Below are 16,603 nucleotides of genomic sequence, written 5' to 3'. Positions count from 1 at the left end.
CTGGGGGTAAAATTGCAGTAGTGTCCCCAGCGGGGAACAACGGAAAAATTGATTTGTCCAGTGAAAACAGAAAGTTAGCTCATCCCTTATACTGGAAGCTCAGTTTAGTGTAGCCGCCGTCCAGTCCAAGATTTCAACAAGGCCAAGCGGTTGCAGGCGTCCGGGGTCGGAAATCTGCTGGAACAAGGTTCGTAATACTGGAGCGCGTAAATTCCAGACCGTCGCACGCCAGTCGAATTGCGCGGGTCTGTAACTGCCCTCAAACAGAGGACCTTCATTGGCCTTTAAGTTCTTAGACCAAAGAACCCAGGCCGAGAAGACTCCGTAGAACAGAGTTTGTACCAGTGTCGAATGGAAAAAACGCATGCCGCGTTCGCCCTCGAATTGAACTCCTAGCGCTTCTTCCAATGCCGAACGTATTGTCTTGAGCGATGGAGTGTCGTCCGCCGCTTCAACTCGTTCTAAGCCGTCGCGCGCATAAGAAGCAAGCAACCATGCCAAATCTCTCGGCTCAGCAAGTGTGGCTTGATGTGAAAGGGCACGTGCAAGATATTCACCGAAGCCAGTACCAACCTCGCGGGCAAAGGCAAGAGGCTTATCTAATTTTCGATTAAAATCGTCTACACCATCTGCCAGTTGGAAGGTTTCGAGTTTCACCGGAAGGCCTGAACCATCTTCACCCACCAATATAAAATCGCGCGTGTTGGTCACAAGCACCAGCCGGTAATGGTTCCAGTAACCGCTTACCTGATCACCCTCAGCGGTGAGCCACGCATCGTCATCGGCAGCTTTCACTTCAACCACGCCACGTTCCGGCATTTGGCCATAGCGCGGTTGTCCCTTCTTAATCTGCTTTGCCGCATAGAAACCGAAGTCGGGATGGCCAGCGCCTTGGTCGGCAAGCTCGCCAACACAGAACACCTTTGGCTTGAGCATCGCGCCAATAGCATTCAGCAGATTAGCAAGCGGCCCATACCTCGACCGCTCTCCGGTTGCGCCACCTGACGCACGCACCTGCCTAAGTTCGGTGAAGTACGCCGCAACTGCATTCACCAATTTCGTGTTCGTTCCCTTTATCATTTGTATTGCAACCCGACCCGTGTCTATAAATTTTTTAGGATCTAGTAGAAACTGTCTTTAATTTGATTCGAAGGTCATCCAGAAACGCCTTTAGAGATGAATCAGACTTCCCAGCTCGATAGAGATCCATTTCTTCCACAAGCTCAGAGGCGAATTCAATTCCACCCAGCGGAGCCGGATGGCCAGCTTTGCGGATCGCTTCCAACAGTAAGTGTTTGTAGTGATCACGTTCACACTTATTAGGGATGATTTTGGGACGATAACCCACAACGACCTCGAATGACTTTGGGTCTGCGAGGTACCAACGTTCAACATGCGGGTCTGGGCATGCGACAACCAGTTTGTCAATCAACGCTGGAGTTGTAGAATTCAGAATTTCCTCTCGCGCCTTAACAAATGTGGAACAGTTCCCATCAATGGCAACCACCACAAAATCCCCCGGTTCTCTGTCAAGTTTGTCTTTGGTATTCTGATAACGTTCAAATTCTTTAATGGCTCTGCCGTGTCCGCCTTTGGCGGAAATCACTCTGGTCCATACCTTGACACCTTCTTCGCGGGCAACCCGATTCAGCATTGGTTCCAAAAACTTTTCATGTGCCAAATCCTCGGCGAAGAGATCGACCACCACTCGATTACTCATCAATAAGGCCTCGTAACAGCAGGCTTTCAAATCCCCCGTCGTCCATATCATCAGCCAGCGCCGCGGTAATTTCCATATCCTTAAACAGCGGACCACTTATATTAAAGGGCTCAATCACGGTGGCTCGCTCTACGCGGCGAACGTTAAACAGCCCGATATCATCAGGTGACGATGACTCGCGCTTCGCCTTCAGTATCGCATCGGCAAACAGCGGGGAGTGGGTTGTAACAATGACCTGACGGCCAGGCTGCTTGGTTAAAGACAGTAACAGCTGAGCTATCAGTTCAAGTCGACGCGGATGAACTCCACTTTCGGGTTCCTCAAGTGCCAACAGAGAATTTTCCCAAGGATTAACGGCAATTGCGCAAAGTGCGAGGATCCGTAGCGTTCCTTCGGATAGAACACGAGATGAATACTCTATACCTGACTGCCGAATCAGGAGGTTCAGCGTGCCGCGTTTCTCATCCAGTTCGACAGTAAGTTTATCTATACTCGGCACTATCGATCTTAATGTTCGAGATACAGCATTAAAATGCTTCGGGTACTCGGCTTGAAGCTTGTATAAAAACGGCGCAATATACTGTCCGTGAACACCAATGTCTGAAACATCAGCAGGGGGTTCCTCGACACGCATCACCATTCGTGGCTCAAGATAATAGGTGCGCCATTTATAAAGTTCCATGCGCACTTGCTCGAACCAGAGGTAATCCTTTCCGCCAAGACTTAAATCGGAAAGAATTGAATGGTTCAAACCTAATGGTTCCCGCCGAGGAGGACCTGCCTTGCCTTTACGCCGAATGTGTAGAGTGGAATCTACGCGCTCGATAGCAGGTGTTCCCTTTGGATTGCCAGCAACTCCGAGCTGGGCAAGATACTCGTCAGCAACGCTTAGACGACCCGATTTGAAATCGATTTCCGGTTCGATACGATATCGGTATTTCCCGTTTTTGGTAACCAAATCGGCTTCTAGGGTGAACCGTGCAGACTGTTTTCGCAGTAATGCTGGTAATCCATCCGAAGGAAAAGAAAACGCTTCAAAGGAAAGACCTCGGACAGGAAGAGGTCCTCCAAGCGCATCAAGCAACGTGCGCGCATTGCCCATCCATGAAAGCGCCTGAATAGCGTCGAGAAGATTGCTCTTGCCTGCCGCGTTTGGTCCAAAGAGAACAGCAAGACGCGGTAATTCGACTGTCACGTCGTCAAGCGATTTAAAGTTACGGACAGTTAGTTTCGTCAGCATCAGGTTCTTCTACCTAGGTGTGGCAAGCAATATGACTGTAAAGTGTAAAAATAGTTTGCTTAAAAGTGGTTTTGTTGCCAAACCTTTTCTTTTATTGTGTCGTGTTTATTATGTGTTTCGACAATGTAATTGTAAAGGAAGAAATGACTTTGCTAAGTTTCACGTTCCTTAATTCTTGCCACCATTGAGGAACGCAGTATAATCAACCCCAATACGACCTCACCTTCCTAAAGCTCTCTTGCGGGGAGGGGGTGAGCAGCTACAAGTTTTCATTTGAGCGACGGGGAGAGCGGTAGCAATTAAAAAGGAACCGAAAAAATGGATAAACAGAGCATCACCTGCCACATGTGTGGATCCTCTGATGTGCACATAAGGAAAGAAGAGGACAGATTTGAGTACGGAAATTCTCAACCACGCGTTTTTCTGAGCGCAGTTGTGGATGTCTACAGCTGCAATGAGTGCTCCTTTGAGTATACAGACAGCAGGGCGGATGACTTGAGGCATGAAGCCGTATGCAATTATCTTGGGGTGCTGACGCCCGAAGAGATAACCCGTATTCGAAAGCGCACGAACATGTCTCAGGAAGAATTTTCCCGCGAAACGGGAATCGACGAAGAAACCCTCAGCAGGTGGGAGCGGGGACACCTGATTCAGAATGAAGTCATGGACAACCTGCTCTACCTGCTGAGCCAACCGGAAAATCTTGAAATTCTGCGAAAAAGGAGGAGTTACCTTCCCTGCAGAATACCTGTTGTCAGGCAAAGGCATTGAACGGCCCTCACATTCAAACAGAAATCCCTCTCAGCGGGATGATCAAAAGCAGCGAGGGAAGGTACAAGTCTCAGGAAGATTTCTTCTTCTCGCCTGTCCGCTCAAGATAGACCGAGGCACCCATCTTTTCAAGTCGCGCTGCCTTCTTCTTTACTTCAGAGGAAAGCTTCTTTTTGTGCTCCACTACCGAACGTGAAAGTTCCGGGTCGGCAACGGAAAGAATTTCAACGGCAAGGATGCCGGCGTTTTTCGCCCCGCCGAGAGCTACCGTGGCGACCGGAACGCCCGAGGGCATCTGCAGGATGGAAAGCACAGAGTCCCATCCATCAATCGAGTTTGAGGATTTTATCGGAACCCCTATGACCGGAAGGGGAGAAACGGAGGCCACCATTCCCGGAAGATGCGCCGCACCCCCTGCCCCGGCTATTATGACCTTAACTCCTCTTTTGTGAGCTTTTTTTGAAAAATCCACAAGCCGCTCCGGAGTTCTGTGTGCCGAGACTATGGTAACTTCATGCCCTACGCCGAATTGTTCCAGAACCTCAACCGCTTCCGCCATGACTGGAAGATCCGAGTCAGAACCCATGATAACGCTTACTAAAATAGGTTTCATGCTATCGCCCTCAGATTGCTCATTATGAATCTCGCTTTCTCAAGCGCGCCTGAAATATCATCGTCAAGCACGGTGACATGTCCCATTTTTCTGTAAGGCTTGGTAAGGGTCTTACCGTATATGTGGAACTTGGCTCCTTCAACGCCCATGCATCCACGAAGTCCCTCGTACCTTACCTCGCCCTCGAAACCCGGCTGCCCGAGAATGTTAATCATAACAGAAGGAGTTTTTATTTCAGTATCGCCCGGGGGAAGATCGAGAATCGATCTCAGACACTGCTCATACTGCGAGGTGCGAGCCGCGTCAATCGTGTGATGCCCGCTGTTATGCGGTCTCGGAGCGGATTCGTTTATAAGTATCTCGCCTTTTTTGGAAACAAACATCTCAACCGCAAGTATCCCGCACATGTCAAAAGACCTTATCGTGCGCTCGGCAAGTTCACATGCCTGAGCGGACATTGCGTTGTCAAGCTCGCAGGGACTTATCAGGAATTCAACTATGTTTGCATTGCTGTTAAACAGCATTTCTACCGGAGGAAAACATTTCGTTTCCCCGGTGGAATTACGCGAGACTATAACGGAAATCTCCTTTTCCACATCAACAAGGTCTTCAATGACCGATTCTCCTTCTAAAAGATCGTCGAGCTGTTCCTTTTTTCTAACGACATAAACTCCTCTTCCGTCATAACCCGTCCTTGAAAGTTTCTGGACGAAAGGAATTTTTATCTCACCGGACCCTACGGCCGCAACTATAGCCTCTTTCCCGGGAAAGACCGAAAAATCGGCTGTGGGGAGCCCCTTTGAAACATAGAACTCCTTCTGCTTCGCCTTGTCCTGTATGAGTTCAAGCGCGTGGGGTTCAGGCCTTATGATGACTCCTTCTTCCCGCAGCCGAAAAAGCGCCTGCAGGTTTACGTGCTCAATCTCTATTGTCAGGATGTCAACATTTCTGCCAAACTCGTAGACATCCTCGTAATTCCTGAAATCTCCATGGGTAAACCCGGTGCACACGGACGCCGTCGGACAATCGGCGGAAGGATCGAGCACATAGGTGCGGAGGTTCCAGTTGCTCGCAACCAGACAGAGCATTTTCCCGAGCTGACCGCCTCCGAGAATTCCCAGTTTTACATGTTCAAAATCCATGGCCATTATACGCCGGAAGCTACAAATCAATAATTGAGAGCAGTTCCATCGGAGTTTCTATAAGATGTTCGGCTCCGTTTTCACGAAGCTCGTCTCCCGTTCGGAAACCCCAGAGAACTCCCACCGGAAGCATACCCGCCCCAACTGCAGTAAGCATATCCACCCCCGAGTCTCCAAGATAAACCATCTGTGACGAGTCAATTCCGAGTTCCCTTGATATCCGCAGCGCTCCCGAGGGATCCGGTTTTCTCGGAATTTCATCCCTCTGCCCTATGACCACCTCGAAATTCCAGTCGGCAAGCAGATCCTCCACGTATTTTTCGGTAAACACGTGCGGCTTGTTGGTAAGAATCGCCTTTTTCAGACCTCTTTCGGAAAGCTCGTTCAGAAGATCCGGTATACCGTCATAAAGAGTGGTTTTTACGTTAAAGGCACGGCTGTAGATGCTGTTGAAATCGGTAAGGCATTTTTCAACGACAGCATCATTGTTTCTTTTGTCCTCGGGGAGGGCTCTTGACACCATAACCTTCGGACCCTTTCCTATAAAGTACCTGTAGCACCCGGTCGCGCGCGGCGGAAATCCGTTTATTCCGAGTGCCTGATTCACGGCATCAGCAAGATCCTCAAGAGAGTCAATCAGGGTTCCGTCAAGGTCAAATACAACTGCTCCATAGCTCATAATCTTGGGGAATTATATCTTATGTAAGTCCTTGCTACAAAACGGACCGCGGTAGATGCGAAACTTCCGCAGTCTGTTAAAATTGAACTGCTTGAATTCACAAAAGGGTTACTCAAGTTCAAGGATCTTGGTATAAGCAATTGTCAATAACAGTAATCGGCGCAGGGCTCGCAGGGGTTGAAGCCGCAAATCAGATCTCAAAGTTTGGAGTAAGGGTAACTCTCTATGAAATGAGGCCGCGGAGGAAAACCGCCGCGCACAGAACTTCGGATCTCGCGGAGCTTGTGTGCAGCAATTCTCTCAAATCGGCATCCATGGAGAACGCCTCAGGAATACTTAAAGAGGAAATGAGGCGCCTCGGCTCACTCGTGATCGAGGCAGCCGAGGCCTCAAAGGTTCCCGCGGGAAAAGCTCTCGCGGTCGACAGGGAAATGTTCTCGGATTACATAACGCGGAAAATCCAGGGCAACGAACTTATAGACCTGAAAAGGGAAGAGGTAACGAAAATACCCGAAAACGGGACCGTGGTCGTGGCCACCGGTCCTCTTACCTCGGATGCACTTTGCGCGGAGATTTCCTCGCTCACGGAATCCGAATATCTTTACTTCTACGACGCCATCTCGCCGATAATCGACGCAGATACAATCGACCGCTCGAAAATCTTCAGGGGATCAAGATACGGCCACGGAGACTCTGAGGAGGGAGATTATCTCAACTGTCCGCTCTCTGAGGATCAGTACTACGAGCTTGTTGACGACCTGATCCGCGGAGAAAAAGTGGAGACCAGGGAATTTGAGAAAGCACTCTACTTCCAAAGCTGCATGCCGGTTGAGGTCATATGCGAGAGAGGAAGAGATACTCTTCGGTTCGGCCCCCTAAAACCCGTCGGCCTAATTGATCCGAGAACCGGGAAAACCCCCTTTGCAGTTCTGCAGCTAAGAACGGAGAACAGCGAGGAAACGATGTACAACATGGTGGGGTTTCAGACAAAGCTCAGATACCCTCAGCAAAGAACCGTTTTCAGGAAGATCCCGGGGCTTGAAAGGGCGGAGTTTCTAAGATACGGAAGCGTGCACAGAAACACGTACATAGATTCCCCGAGACTCCTTGAGAAAGACCTTTCCCTGAGTTCCCGTCCGGGCCTCTTTTTCGCCGGGCAGATCACGGGAGTTGAAGGATACGTCGAGTCCGCAGCAACCGGAATCGTCTGCGGAATAAACGCCTCGAGAAAAGCGCTTGGGCTCGCACCTGCCCACGTCCCAAGGGAAACATCCATAGGTTCCCTGCTTGAGTACATCTCAACCCCAGGAAAAAGCGGATTTCAGCCGATGAACATAAACTTCGGGCTTTTCCCCAAGGTTGAGGGAAAAATGGGGAAAGAAAAAAAGCGTAGGATTATCGCTCAAAGAGCTATAGAAAGCATGAGTGCGTACGACCCTTTTTACCGGGTGTCCGCTTTTCGCTGAAACCATAGAGCTTGCCCTATAGCCCAGAAACAGGTAAGAATATGGGCTATAGGAGGTGTTTTTATAGCTCATGAAATGGGTATGGCAACATTCTAACTGGCCGGACTTCACATGGGATCGGTCTGTTCTGGCACCTTTCGAAGAGCGTTTCCTGCATGAGTCAGGTCGCAGGATCGGCGCTTGGCGCCAGCTCACCCATGAAGATCAGTCCGAACTGCGAGTTAAATGGCTGAGCGGCGAGGCGGTCGAAACATCCGCAATTGAAGGTGAGACTCTCGACCGGGAATCAGTGCAATCCTCCATCCGACGACGATTTGGATTAACCGCCAGCCGGAAAACCGCTTCACCCGAGGAAGAGGGAGTAGCTGAAATGATGGTAGCGCTCTACCATGAGTTTGACCGCCCGCTTGACCACGAAACGCTGTGGCGCTGGCACCGGATGCTTATGCGAGACCGTCCTCATCTGGAGGTTGTCGGCGGCTATCGTCGCCACCCCGAAGCTATGCAGGTCGTTTCCGGGCCGGATTATAACCCCAAGATTCACTATGAAGCACCACCTTCGGAGCGGATGACAGAGGAGATGGAACGTTTCATAGAGTGGTACGATCAGATTGCCTCAATCGGAAGCAGGATGTCCTCTCTGGCATGGGCCGGGACGGCACATCTGTACTTTGTACGTATTCACCCCTTCGAGGACGGAAACGGTCGCATAGCCCGTGCTTTGGCGGAAAAAGCCCTCGCCCAGTCACTCGGCGAACCAAGTTTAATTGCGCTTTCCCGCACCATCGCCCGAAGGCGCAAGGGCTACTATGCTATTCTGGATGAGAGTGGCAGATCGCTTGATATTACCAACTGGCTTGTGTGGTTTGCGGATACAGTGCTTGACGCCCAGACCTGGAGCGAACGCCGTCTGATCCGGTCAATTCAGCAAACACGGTTATTCGATCGGCTCCATGGCTCGTTAAACCCGCGACAGGAAAAAATCCTTCTACGGCTCTTCGATGCTGAACCGGATGGTTTTGAGGGCGGTCTCAGCGCACAAAATTATCAAAGAATAACTGGGGCAACGGCTTCGACGGCGACGCGCGATCTAGCTAATATGGTCGCCATGGGCGCACTAAACAGAACCGGGCAGCGACGCCACACACGGTACTGGCTCAAACTGCCTTCCTTTGAGGAATCGGACCGTTATAAAACAACTGGTCAACAAACAACCTCATAACAAGCATGCCCGCGGGTAAAGCCCTTACAAAAGTGCCGGCATATTTGATTCTTCTATTTTAATGGTAGTATTTTGCCGGTCATGACATATCAGGAACTTATTTTGGCTCTTCAGGATTACTGGTCATCCAAGGGATGTCTGGTGGTCCAGCCCTACGACATAGAAAAAGGCGCCGGAACTTTTCACCCGGCCACATTCCTGCGCTGCCTCGGTCCCGAGCCTTGGCACGTGGCATATGTCGAACCTTCAAGGAGACCGACCGACGGAAGATACGGAGATAATCCCAACAGGCTTCAGCACTACTATCAGTTCCAGGTGATAATAAAGCCTTCTCCCGATGATATCCAAGAACTTTTCCTCGACAGTCTGAAGTCATTCGGAATAAACCCTCTTGAGCACGATATAAGGTTCGTTGAGGATGACTGGGAATCCCCGACGCTCGGAGCGTGGGGACTTGGTTGGGAGGTTTGGCTTGACGGTATGGAAATAACCCAGTTCACATATTTTCAGCAGGCGGGCGGAATAGATCTTGATCCGATATCGGCCGAGATAACATACGGAACCGAAAGAATAGCGATGTACCTGCAGGAAGTCGAAAGCGTTTACGATCTTGAATGGACAAAGGAAATAACGTATGGAGAGATTCATCATCAGAGCGAAGTCCAGTTCTCAAAGTACAACTTCGAGGAATCCGATCCCGCGATGCTAAGCGACCTGTTTAACATGTACGAGCAGGAATGCAGATCACTTATCGAAAAGGAGCTCCCCCTCCCCGCTTACGAATACTGTCTTAAAAGTTCGCACACCTTCAACCTGCTTGACGCGAGAGGGGCGATTGGGGTAGCCGAGCGGGCCTCATACATAGCGAGGGTAAGGGCGCTTGCGAATCTGTGCGCAACTTCGTATCTGCAGACCAGAGAAAACCTGGGATTCCCCCTCCTGAAAAACAACCCATGGAAAAAGAACTGATACTCGAAATCGGAACGGAGGAAATACCTGCTCTCTTCCTTGAAAAAGCCCGGGAGGATCTGGGCAATATTCTAAGCGGAGAACTCCGCGACAAGGGTATTGAATTCGAGGAAATGGAAATCTTCTATACCCCGAGAAGACTTTCGGCAAGGGTAAGCGGACTTGAAAGAAAGCAGAAAGACCGCACGACCGAGAACTTCGGGCCGCCCAAGCGCATAGCGTTTGACGAAGACGGAAAGCCCACCAAGGCCGCTGCGGGTTTCGCTAGGTCCCAGAAAGTCGATGTTGAGGAACTCGTTATCGCAAAAAGGGATACCGGCGAATTCCTCTGCGTAAGGAAAACGGTAAAGGGGAAAAAAACTTCATCCGTTCTAAAAGAGATTCTTCCGAGAGTAATCTCATCGGTCCCATTCCGGAAATCAATGAGATGGGGCGACGGGAAACTGACCTTCGCAAGACCTATAAGATGGATAGCGGCGCTCTACGATGGCAAGCCAGTAAAATTCAGCGTTGAGAACATCAAAAGTTCTGACCGAAGCTTCGGCCACAGGTTCACTTCCCCGAAACCGTTTCGAGTGACATCCTGGGGAAATTATCTGAAAACACTTGAGAAAAACAACGTAGTAGCGGACCCGGAGAGAAGAAAGAAAATCATAAGAAGGGACACAGAGGCGGCGGCCAAAAAGATAGGCGGAACCATAAAGGAAGATTCTGAACTGCTTGAAACCGTGGTGAACCTGGTGGAGCATCCGACGGTTCTGGTGGGAGAGTTCGAGGAAAAATACCTGCGGTTGCCCGAGGAAGTTCTTATAAGCGTGATGAAGAATCACCAGAAATATTTCCCCGTGTATTCTGAGAAGACCGGCAAGCTTCTTCCCTGTTTCATCTTTGTCTGCGGAACCCCGGTTAAGGATAAACAGGTAATTATAAGGGGAAACGAGCGGGTAATAAGGGCTAGACTTAACGACGCCGAATTCTTTTTCTCCGAAGATACGAAGAAAAGCTTAAGCGCCTACACAGAAGATCTTGAGAGCATGGTGTTTCTATCCGATATAGGGACTTACAGGGAAAAAGTCGAGCGTATGAGAATGCTTGCCGCCGACATCTTTGCCAGCTCCGATCTTGAAAGGGCCGCGGAACTCTCAAAGTCCGACCTCGCGACCCAGATGGTCTTTGAATTCGCCGAACTCCAAGGTGTAATGGGCAAGTATTACTCGCTTGTTTCCAAGGAGAAAAAGGCCGTCGCGAACGCGATCGAGGAGCAATACATGCCGCTTACGAGGACCGGTGAACTCCCGCGAACGAAAACCGGAGCACTTCTAAGCATAGTGGACAAAACGGATAACATCTGCTCGTCCTTCATCGCGGATCTCGCGCCCACTGGATCTTCCGATCCCTATGCGCTGAGAAGACAGACCCTCGGAATAATAAGAATCGCCATAGAGAAGAAGCTTGATATTTCTCTCTCCACGCTCCTTGAACGCGGCGTAAGGCTCGTGCTCGATTCCATGGACGCGCAAAAAGCTCGTGACGGCAAGCTGTCCGAGGAAGAACTTAAAGTGAACATTCTCGCGTTTTTCTCCGAAAGGTTCCGCAACCTAATGACAGAGTCAGGTTACGAGAGAAATGTCGTCGAATCTGTAATCTCGGCAGGTTTTGACAATCCCCTTGACGCCTACCGCAGAATAAACGCGCTTGAGAAATTCGCAAAACGAAAGGATTTTGAGGCCCTCGCCACAGGCTTTAAGAGGGTTTTTAACATAGCGAAAACCAGACCGTCTTCACCGCTTGACAAGAAGCTGTTTAAGCGAAAAGAGGAAAAGGACCTCCATAGAGCTTTTACCAAGACGCAGACAGCGGTTTTAAAGAAATTGGCCGATTCTGAAAAAGCTGCCAGGCAAAGCGATTACCTCAAAGCGCTTGAATCCATAAAAACACTCTCCGCACCAATAGATCGTTTCTTTGACGCGGTAATGGTCATGGACAAAAACAAGAAGATCAGAGACAATCGTCTGGCTTTGCTCAATGAAATAAAAGATCTGTTTTTCATGATTGCCGATTTCTCGAAAATCTGACACGCAGCCAACCATACGCTTATTAATCAATAAATGCCCGGTATCAGGGCCTTGCGGTGCGGTGGATAATCCTTGAAGGTTTCCACATACCATTGATGGTTGCTGCGCGCCCTGGGAACGAGATTAGCGGAGGTAAACAGCAAGAAGGCTAGGCCGCTCAACGACCACGTTGCTAGTGCCCAGCCGACCCATTCGAGGATTTCGCCCATATAATTCGGGCACGAGACAAAGCGAAACCCGCCACCATGCGGAACCACGTAGCCGGTCCCGCCCGGTCTGCGTAGACGAATGAGGATGTTGTCGGCGTGGAGGTTGAGAGCAATCCCGACTAAGAAAACCCCGACGCCGATCAGGAAACGAGGGTCGGCAAGCCATCCAACTGTGTACTCGCCGAATTCGGAAATGAATCGGGCATTGACGTAGGCGTTAATCACATTGAAGAAAAAGCCCGACCCGACCACCAGCAGCGGCGTCTTCCGCCCGCTTGTCCTGATCCGAAACGGGTAAACGAACGTCCGATTCAGATAGTGGCACTGCCACATTACCAGAAAGAGCAGCGGCACGATGTGGAACGCAGACTTCCCGTTAAAATAGACGGCGAGGAAGACGACAACCGCCGGCAGTTCCATGATGATCCAGCCGAGTCTGCTGGAAATGTGCGGCCCCCAGCCCGCACCTGCGTAATGACGGCCGTAGGGTGCGGTTTTACGGAGCAGATAAAAAAACGTCGGGACAGCCGCAGCAATGACTGCCCATACCATCACGCTGTGAAGTTGTTCCTCGGCCATCTCAACCATTCTCGCCGAGCATGCCCTGCTCGTCAAACCATCGATAGGTGCCCCTCAGCGAATCCGCCAGGGGACGCGACCTGAACCCGAGTTCCGCCTGCGCAGACGTAATATCGCTAAATTCAGAGTATCATCCTGAAATACTTGAGAAGCAACAGTATTCGGGTATCATTTCCCTCATATGTTCGGACAATTCGGAATATGGGAATTAATCCTGATACTGGCAATCCTGCTCATAATCTTCGGTCCGAGCAGACTCGGAGATCTGGGGTCTTCGCTCGGCAAGGGAATAAGCGGGTTCAGAAAATCCCTAAAAGACGACGACCCAGACAATAAGGAAGAGGGGCAAAGCGGCACCTGATCAAAGACCATCTCCTCAATCCTTTATCTTCTCCGCAAGTTCCACAAGCACTCCGTTCGTTGACTTGGGATGTATAAAGGCAACTTTGCAGTTGTAAGATCCGGGTCTCGCATGTTCATCGATCAGCCTGACACCTTCTTTTTCGAGGGCCCGGAGAGAAGATTCTATATCGTCCACAAGAAAGCAGATGTGATGGACACCCTCTCCTCTTTTCTTCAGGAATTGCGAAATCGGAGAATTTTCGTCCAAAGGTTCGATAAGTTCTACCGCAGTGCCCTCTTCTGATTCGGAGCAAAGCATCGATGTTTTCACCCCATAGTTGACTACGTCCTCTCTGTGGACAACCCTAAGTCCGAGTAATTTGGAGTAAATATCTTCAGCTTTCTCGATATCCCTTACGGCGATCGCCACATGATAAAGAAATCCGTTCCTGCTCAACTCAGAACACTCCTTTCGGCTAACCCGAAGCCCCCTCTCTGGAAATGATGTACTTCTCGAGAGGATCTTCAACCGATTTGAACTTTATCTTTACCCCCCTCTCCCGCTGGATTCTTCTCATGGATCTTCCTTCTATCTCTCTGAGCTTCGCTACAACCTTCTTGTTGGCCTGCACGACAAGAGGCCCTTCAGCGCTCTGCCTTGTCCATTGATCAATATCCCTCAGTATCTCGTAACAGGTGGTGTATATCGACTTTATCCGCCCACTCCCCTCGCAGGTATCGCAGGGTTCGGTCAGGTCGGAAAGTATACTTTCCCTGACCCTGCGTCTGGTAAGCTGGATTACGCTGAAAGACGATATTTCCTGGATCGTGGTCCTCGCTTTATCCTTTTTCATCTCATTCGTGAAAAGCGACTCTATTTTCTTTCTCGACCTGACAGACTGCATGTCTATAAAATCGATAACTATGATTCCGACCAGGTTGCGAAGCCTTATCTGCCTCGCGGCTTCAACTGCGGCTTCCTCGTTCGTTTTCATTATTGTTTTCTTGTGAAACTCCTCTCCGACAAGTTTCCCGGAGTTAACGTCTATCACGGTAAGCCCCTCGGCCTCGTCTATGATCAGGTAGCCCCCCGACTTCATCCAGGCCTTTTTTCTGTACATCTTTTCGATCTGGCTCTCGATTCCGTATCTGTCGAATATGGGCTCTTCTTTATTGTACATATCGACTTTGAAGCCATCCTTCTTAATTTTGTCGGAAAAGTACTTGGTAATCCGGCCGTGGGCTTTGGGGGAATCAACGACAATTTTCTTAAGGCCGTTTCCCATCAGGTCCCTGACGACCCTGATACAGGTATCGGCTTCTTCGTATATCACGCCCGGGTTTTTCGATTCTTCATACTTTTTCTTTATCCTTCTCCACTTCCTCACAAGCGCCCTCATCTCGCTCTTGATGTCCTTCTCATCCGCTTCCACACACGCCGTTCTCACTATAAAACCCATGTCTTCGGGCTTGTTCCGCATGATTTCGGAAAATCTTTTCCTGCTTTTTCTGTCGGTTATTTTGCGGGATAGGTTCACCGAGCCTGCCCCGGGAAGCAGAACAAGATACTTGCCCGGTATGCCCACGTGAGAGGTAAGCTTGGGACCCTTGTTCCCGGTGGGTTCCTTTGTAACCTGAACCATAACTTCCTGACCCTGACGCAGCACATTCTGTATCGGTTGATGGTTTTTTCTGGAAGACTTTTTTGTCTCTTCCTCTTCAAGAAAAAGTTCGCTAAGCGATTCCTCATACACATCCTCGGCGGAGAGAAACCCGGATTTGCCGTCTCCCATGCCGACAAACGCGGCCTGCATTCCGGGGACTATCTTTTCGACTTTCCCCCTGTAGATGTTGCCCACCATTGAAGAACTGGATTTTCTTTCAATGAAAAGCTCGATCAGTCTGCTTTTCTCCAAGACCGCTATCCTCGTCTCGTTAAAAAGCGAGTTGATGATAAGTTGAGTATTCATAGGATGTTAAAATATAAACTAGTTGTTTTGGTAAGTATAACCGTAGGAGGCCGATGTGAAAAAACAAGCTTGCCTGCCGGTTGAAACCTCCGTTCAGCGTTTCGCCGAAATGAATCTCCACAGAGGACTGTTTGGGGTAGCAGGCGGTTCTTAGATATCTTCGTGGAAGTCAGAGGCTTTTTCTTCCAAGCTCGACGATTACATCAAAATGCTTCTTTTCAATCTGCATTACCGAAAGTCTGCTCTGCCTTACAAGAGAGATGCCCTCGAGTCTTTCGTCGTTCTTTATCTGCTTGAGAGATACAGGGCTCTGCAGCGTTTCCACGGGCTTCAGGTCAACCACGACCCATCTTTCGTCTTCCGTCGTGGGGTCCTGGTAATATTCCCTTATGACCTCGGATATACCTACCACTTCAAGGCCCTTGTTGCTGTGGTAGAAAAGAACCTGATCTCCCTTTCTCATGCTCTTCAGGTTATTTCTGGCCTGATAGTTCCTAACCCCGTCCCAGTATGTCCGTCCGTCGCGGAGAAATTCCTCCCATGAATATTTAAACGGTTCCGATTTAACAAGCCAGTAGTTCACGATCTGAATTATAGCAAGCGGGAATCCAGATTCAAGACCAAGCACTGGTTTGCATATCGAATAAAAAACATGTCGCCACAACATTGCCTGCACCTTTAGGCTTTTCGGGTCTATAAAAAAAACTGCCGACACCTGCAAAATTTCACCGGGATTTTTATCTGACTTGAAAACCATAACGTTATGGTTTATGCTCTATCTCATGAAGTACGAGAAACTAACCGCAAAAAAGAAGCTGCTGGATGAGTATGGACCGCTGCCTGATGCCCTTCTAAGCAATCTGGACGAATGGTTTCGAGTTGAGTTGACCTATACGAGTAACGCAATCGAAGGAAATACGCTAGGTCGCCGTGAAACCGCGCTGGTGGTCGAGAAAGGCCTCACCGTCGGGGGCAAATCGCTTCTGGAGCACATGGAAGCCGTAAATCACGCTCGTGCTCTCGACTGGGTGAAAGAACAAGCCAGACGCAGACCGCATTCGCTGACCGAAAAGGATATCTTGCATATCCACTATCTTATTATGAAGGGTATCGATGATCTGAATGCCGGTTGTTATCGCGTGACGCCGGTGCGAATCTCCGGTTCGGCGGTTGTGCTGCCGAATCCGCACAAAGTGCCGGACCTTATGAACGGGTTGACAAAATGGCTCAAGCTGGCGACTGACCTGCATCCGGTGGAACTGGCCGCGGAAGCTCACTACCGGCTGGTTACCATTCACCCGTTTACCGATGGCAACGGTCGCACGGCGCGACTTCTAATGAACATGATCCTGCTCATGTCGGGTTACCCGACAGCGATAATACGCAAACGCGACCGGCTGGCCTATATTGACTCGCTTGAAAAAGCACAGATGGGCGGCTCTAAAGAGGCATATATGAAAATTGTCGCGCGGGCGGTTGACCGCTCACTTGTTATATATCTCAAGGCGGCTGCAGGGAAAACGGATACAGGCGAGAACAGAGACCCTCTGCTTAAGACCGGCGAGCTGTCTCAACCTGCACGTCAGTGAACGTGTGTCGTTGTACG

The 16,603-nt window shown here is 49.9% G+C and carries 17 protein-coding genes; 7 read left to right on the top strand and 10 right to left on the bottom strand.

The features are described from left to right. Positions 1–99: 99 nt before the first annotated feature. Genes OXG10_01980 through OXG10_01970 form a run of 3 tightly spaced genes read right to left on the bottom strand, consistent with a single transcriptional unit; the run spans position 100 to position 2,960 of the window. The gene (locus OXG10_01980; GenBank protein ID MCY3826138.1) at positions 100–1,080 is read right to left on the bottom strand and encodes a DNA methyltransferase; all 981 of its coding nucleotides are present in this window, start codon (positions 1,078–1,080) and stop codon (positions 100–102) included. Between the two features lie 34 nt (positions 1,081–1,114). Beyond that, positions 1,115–1,720, bottom strand: coding sequence for a DUF4276 family protein (locus OXG10_01975; protein ID MCY3826137.1), 606 nt, complete (start codon positions 1,718–1,720; stop codon positions 1,115–1,117). After that, positions 1,713–2,960, bottom strand: coding sequence for an AAA family ATPase (locus OXG10_01970; GenBank protein MCY3826136.1), 1,248 nt, complete (start codon positions 2,958–2,960; stop codon positions 1,713–1,715). Before OXG10_01970 ends, OXG10_01975 begins: the two co-directional genes overlap by 8 nt. Before the next feature lie 318 nt (positions 2,961–3,278). On the opposite strand from OXG10_01970, the gene OXG10_01965 reads away from it, so the two are divergent. Further along, a complete protein-coding gene (locus OXG10_01965; GenBank protein MCY3826135.1) occupies positions 3,279–3,731 on the top strand; it encodes a type II toxin-antitoxin system MqsA family antitoxin in 453 nt (150 codons plus the stop codon). Positions 3,732–3,801: 70 nt separating this feature from the next. On the opposite strand, the gene purE is transcribed toward OXG10_01965, so the two are convergent. Genes purE through OXG10_01950 form a run of 3 tightly spaced genes read right to left on the bottom strand, consistent with a single transcriptional unit; the run spans position 3,802 to position 6,165 of the window. Continuing rightward, positions 3,802–4,344, bottom strand: a complete 543-nt coding sequence (gene purE, locus OXG10_01960; protein ID MCY3826134.1) for a 5-(carboxyamino)imidazole ribonucleotide mutase — start codon at positions 4,342–4,344, stop codon at positions 3,802–3,804. Continuing rightward, entirely contained in the window at positions 4,341–5,486 is a 1,146-nt protein-coding gene (locus OXG10_01955) for a 5-(carboxyamino)imidazole ribonucleotide synthase (protein ID MCY3826133.1), read from the bottom strand. Before OXG10_01955 ends, purE begins: the two co-directional genes overlap by 4 nt. A gap of 19 nt (positions 5,487–5,505) precedes the next feature. After that, positions 5,506–6,165, bottom strand: coding sequence for an HAD family hydrolase (locus OXG10_01950; GenBank protein MCY3826132.1), 660 nt, complete (start codon positions 6,163–6,165; stop codon positions 5,506–5,508). 140 nt (positions 6,166–6,305) lie between these two features. Here OXG10_01950 and trmFO point away from each other — a divergent pair, with 140 nt between their 5' ends. From trmFO to glyS, 4 genes are all read left to right on the top strand, one after another. Then, positions 6,306–7,631 (top strand): methylenetetrahydrofolate--tRNA-(uracil(54)-C(5))-methyltransferase (FADH(2)-oxidizing) TrmFO, encoded by a 1,326-nt coding sequence (gene trmFO, locus OXG10_01945; GenBank protein MCY3826131.1) that lies wholly within the window; start codon positions 6,306–6,308, stop codon positions 7,629–7,631. A 70-nt stretch (positions 7,632–7,701) separates the two neighbouring features. Beyond that, complete coding sequence (locus OXG10_01940) at positions 7,702–8,853, top strand: Fic family protein (GenBank protein ID MCY3826130.1); 1,152 nt, start codon at positions 7,702–7,704, stop codon at positions 8,851–8,853. 81 nt (positions 8,854–8,934) lie between these two features. Further along, a complete protein-coding gene (glyQ, locus tag OXG10_01935; GenBank protein MCY3826129.1) occupies positions 8,935–9,822 on the top strand; it encodes a glycine--tRNA ligase subunit alpha in 888 nt (295 codons plus the stop codon). Then, on the top strand, positions 9,807–11,897 hold the full coding sequence (gene glyS / locus OXG10_01930) for a glycine--tRNA ligase subunit beta (GenBank protein ID MCY3826128.1): 2,091 nt from the start codon (positions 9,807–9,809) through the stop codon (positions 11,895–11,897). The genes glyQ and glyS overlap by 16 nt, the downstream gene beginning before the upstream one ends. A 26-nt stretch (positions 11,898–11,923) precedes the next feature. On the opposite strand, the gene OXG10_01925 is transcribed toward glyS, so the two are convergent. Further along, positions 11,924–12,694 (bottom strand): DUF1295 domain-containing protein, encoded by a 771-nt coding sequence (locus tag OXG10_01925; GenBank protein ID MCY3826127.1) that lies wholly within the window; start codon positions 12,692–12,694, stop codon positions 11,924–11,926. A 172-nt stretch (positions 12,695–12,866) separates the two neighbouring features. On the opposite strand from OXG10_01925, the gene OXG10_01920 reads away from it, so the two are divergent. Continuing rightward, positions 12,867–13,046: a twin-arginine translocase TatA/TatE family subunit gene (locus tag OXG10_01920; protein MCY3826126.1), complete on the top strand. Its 180-nt coding sequence runs from the start codon at positions 12,867–12,869 to the stop codon at positions 13,044–13,046. Between the two features lie 15 nt (positions 13,047–13,061). Here OXG10_01920 and mce read toward each other — a convergent pair whose 3' ends face one another. The 3 genes from mce to OXG10_01905 form a co-directional block, all read right to left on the bottom strand. Beyond that, positions 13,062–13,484 carry a methylmalonyl-CoA epimerase gene (gene mce, locus OXG10_01915; GenBank protein MCY3826125.1) on the bottom strand — a complete coding sequence of 141 codons (423 nt, stop codon included), beginning with the start codon at positions 13,482–13,484 and terminating at the stop codon, positions 13,062–13,064. A 19-nt stretch (positions 13,485–13,503) separates the two neighbouring features. After that, a complete protein-coding gene (locus OXG10_01910) occupies positions 13,504–14,997 on the bottom strand; it encodes an Rne/Rng family ribonuclease (GenBank protein ID MCY3826124.1) in 1,494 nt (497 codons plus the stop codon). 169 nt (positions 14,998–15,166) lie between these two features. Next, on the bottom strand, positions 15,167–15,580 hold the full coding sequence (locus OXG10_01905) for an EVE domain-containing protein (GenBank protein MCY3826123.1): 414 nt from the start codon (positions 15,578–15,580) through the stop codon (positions 15,167–15,169). A 199-nt stretch (positions 15,581–15,779) separates the two neighbouring features. Here OXG10_01905 and OXG10_01900 point away from each other — a divergent pair, with 199 nt between their 5' ends. Further along, on the top strand, positions 15,780–16,586 hold the full coding sequence (locus OXG10_01900) for a Fic family protein (protein ID MCY3826122.1): 807 nt from the start codon (positions 15,780–15,782) through the stop codon (positions 16,584–16,586). Positions 16,587–16,603: the final 17 nt, after the last annotated feature.

This window comes from Candidatus Dadabacteria bacterium (assembly GCA_026706695.1).
GTDB lineage: Bacteria > Desulfobacterota_D > UBA1144 > Nemesobacterales > Nemesobacteraceae > Nemesobacter.
This window is presented reverse-complemented; position numbering and strand designations above follow the sequence as displayed.

What these genes read in the sequence shown, in the direction of transcription:
- OXG10_01975 (MCY3826137.1), bottom strand. Translation starts at nt 1,720, where the DNA reads ATGAGTAATCGAGTGGTGGTCGATCTCTTCGCCGAGGATTTGGCACAT.
- glyS (MCY3826128.1), top strand. Translation starts at nt 9,807, where the DNA reads ATGGAAAAAGAACTGATACTCGAAATCGGAACGGAGGAAATACCTGCT.
- OXG10_01910 (MCY3826124.1), bottom strand. Translation starts at nt 14,997, where the DNA reads ATGAATACTCAACTTATCATCAACTCGCTTTTTAACGAGACGAGGATA.
- OXG10_01900 (MCY3826122.1), top strand. Translation starts at nt 15,780, where the DNA reads ATGAAGTACGAGAAACTAACCGCAAAAAAGAAGCTGCTGGATGAGTAT.
- OXG10_01940 (MCY3826130.1), top strand. Translation starts at nt 7,702, where the DNA reads ATGAAATGGGTATGGCAACATTCTAACTGGCCGGACTTCACATGGGAT.
- OXG10_01965 (MCY3826135.1), top strand. Translation starts at nt 3,279, where the DNA reads ATGGATAAACAGAGCATCACCTGCCACATGTGTGGATCCTCTGATGTG.
- OXG10_01920 (MCY3826126.1), top strand. Translation starts at nt 12,867, where the DNA reads ATGTTCGGACAATTCGGAATATGGGAATTAATCCTGATACTGGCAATC.
- purE (MCY3826134.1), bottom strand. Translation starts at nt 4,344, where the DNA reads ATGAAACCTATTTTAGTAAGCGTTATCATGGGTTCTGACTCGGATCTT.
- OXG10_01950 (MCY3826132.1), bottom strand. Translation starts at nt 6,165, where the DNA reads ATGAGCTATGGAGCAGTTGTATTTGACCTTGACGGAACCCTGATTGAC.
- OXG10_01955 (MCY3826133.1), bottom strand. Translation starts at nt 5,486, where the DNA reads ATGGATTTTGAACATGTAAAACTGGGAATTCTCGGAGGCGGTCAGCTC.
- OXG10_01925 (MCY3826127.1), bottom strand. Translation starts at nt 12,694, where the DNA reads ATGGTTGAGATGGCCGAGGAACAACTTCACAGCGTGATGGTATGGGCA.
- glyQ (MCY3826129.1), top strand. Translation starts at nt 8,935, where the DNA reads ATGACATATCAGGAACTTATTTTGGCTCTTCAGGATTACTGGTCATCC.
- OXG10_01970 (MCY3826136.1), bottom strand. Translation starts at nt 2,960, where the DNA reads ATGCTGACGAAACTAACTGTCCGTAACTTTAAATCGCTTGACGACGTG.
- OXG10_01980 (MCY3826138.1), bottom strand. Translation starts at nt 1,080, where the DNA reads ATGATAAAGGGAACGAACACGAAATTGGTGAATGCAGTTGCGGCGTAC.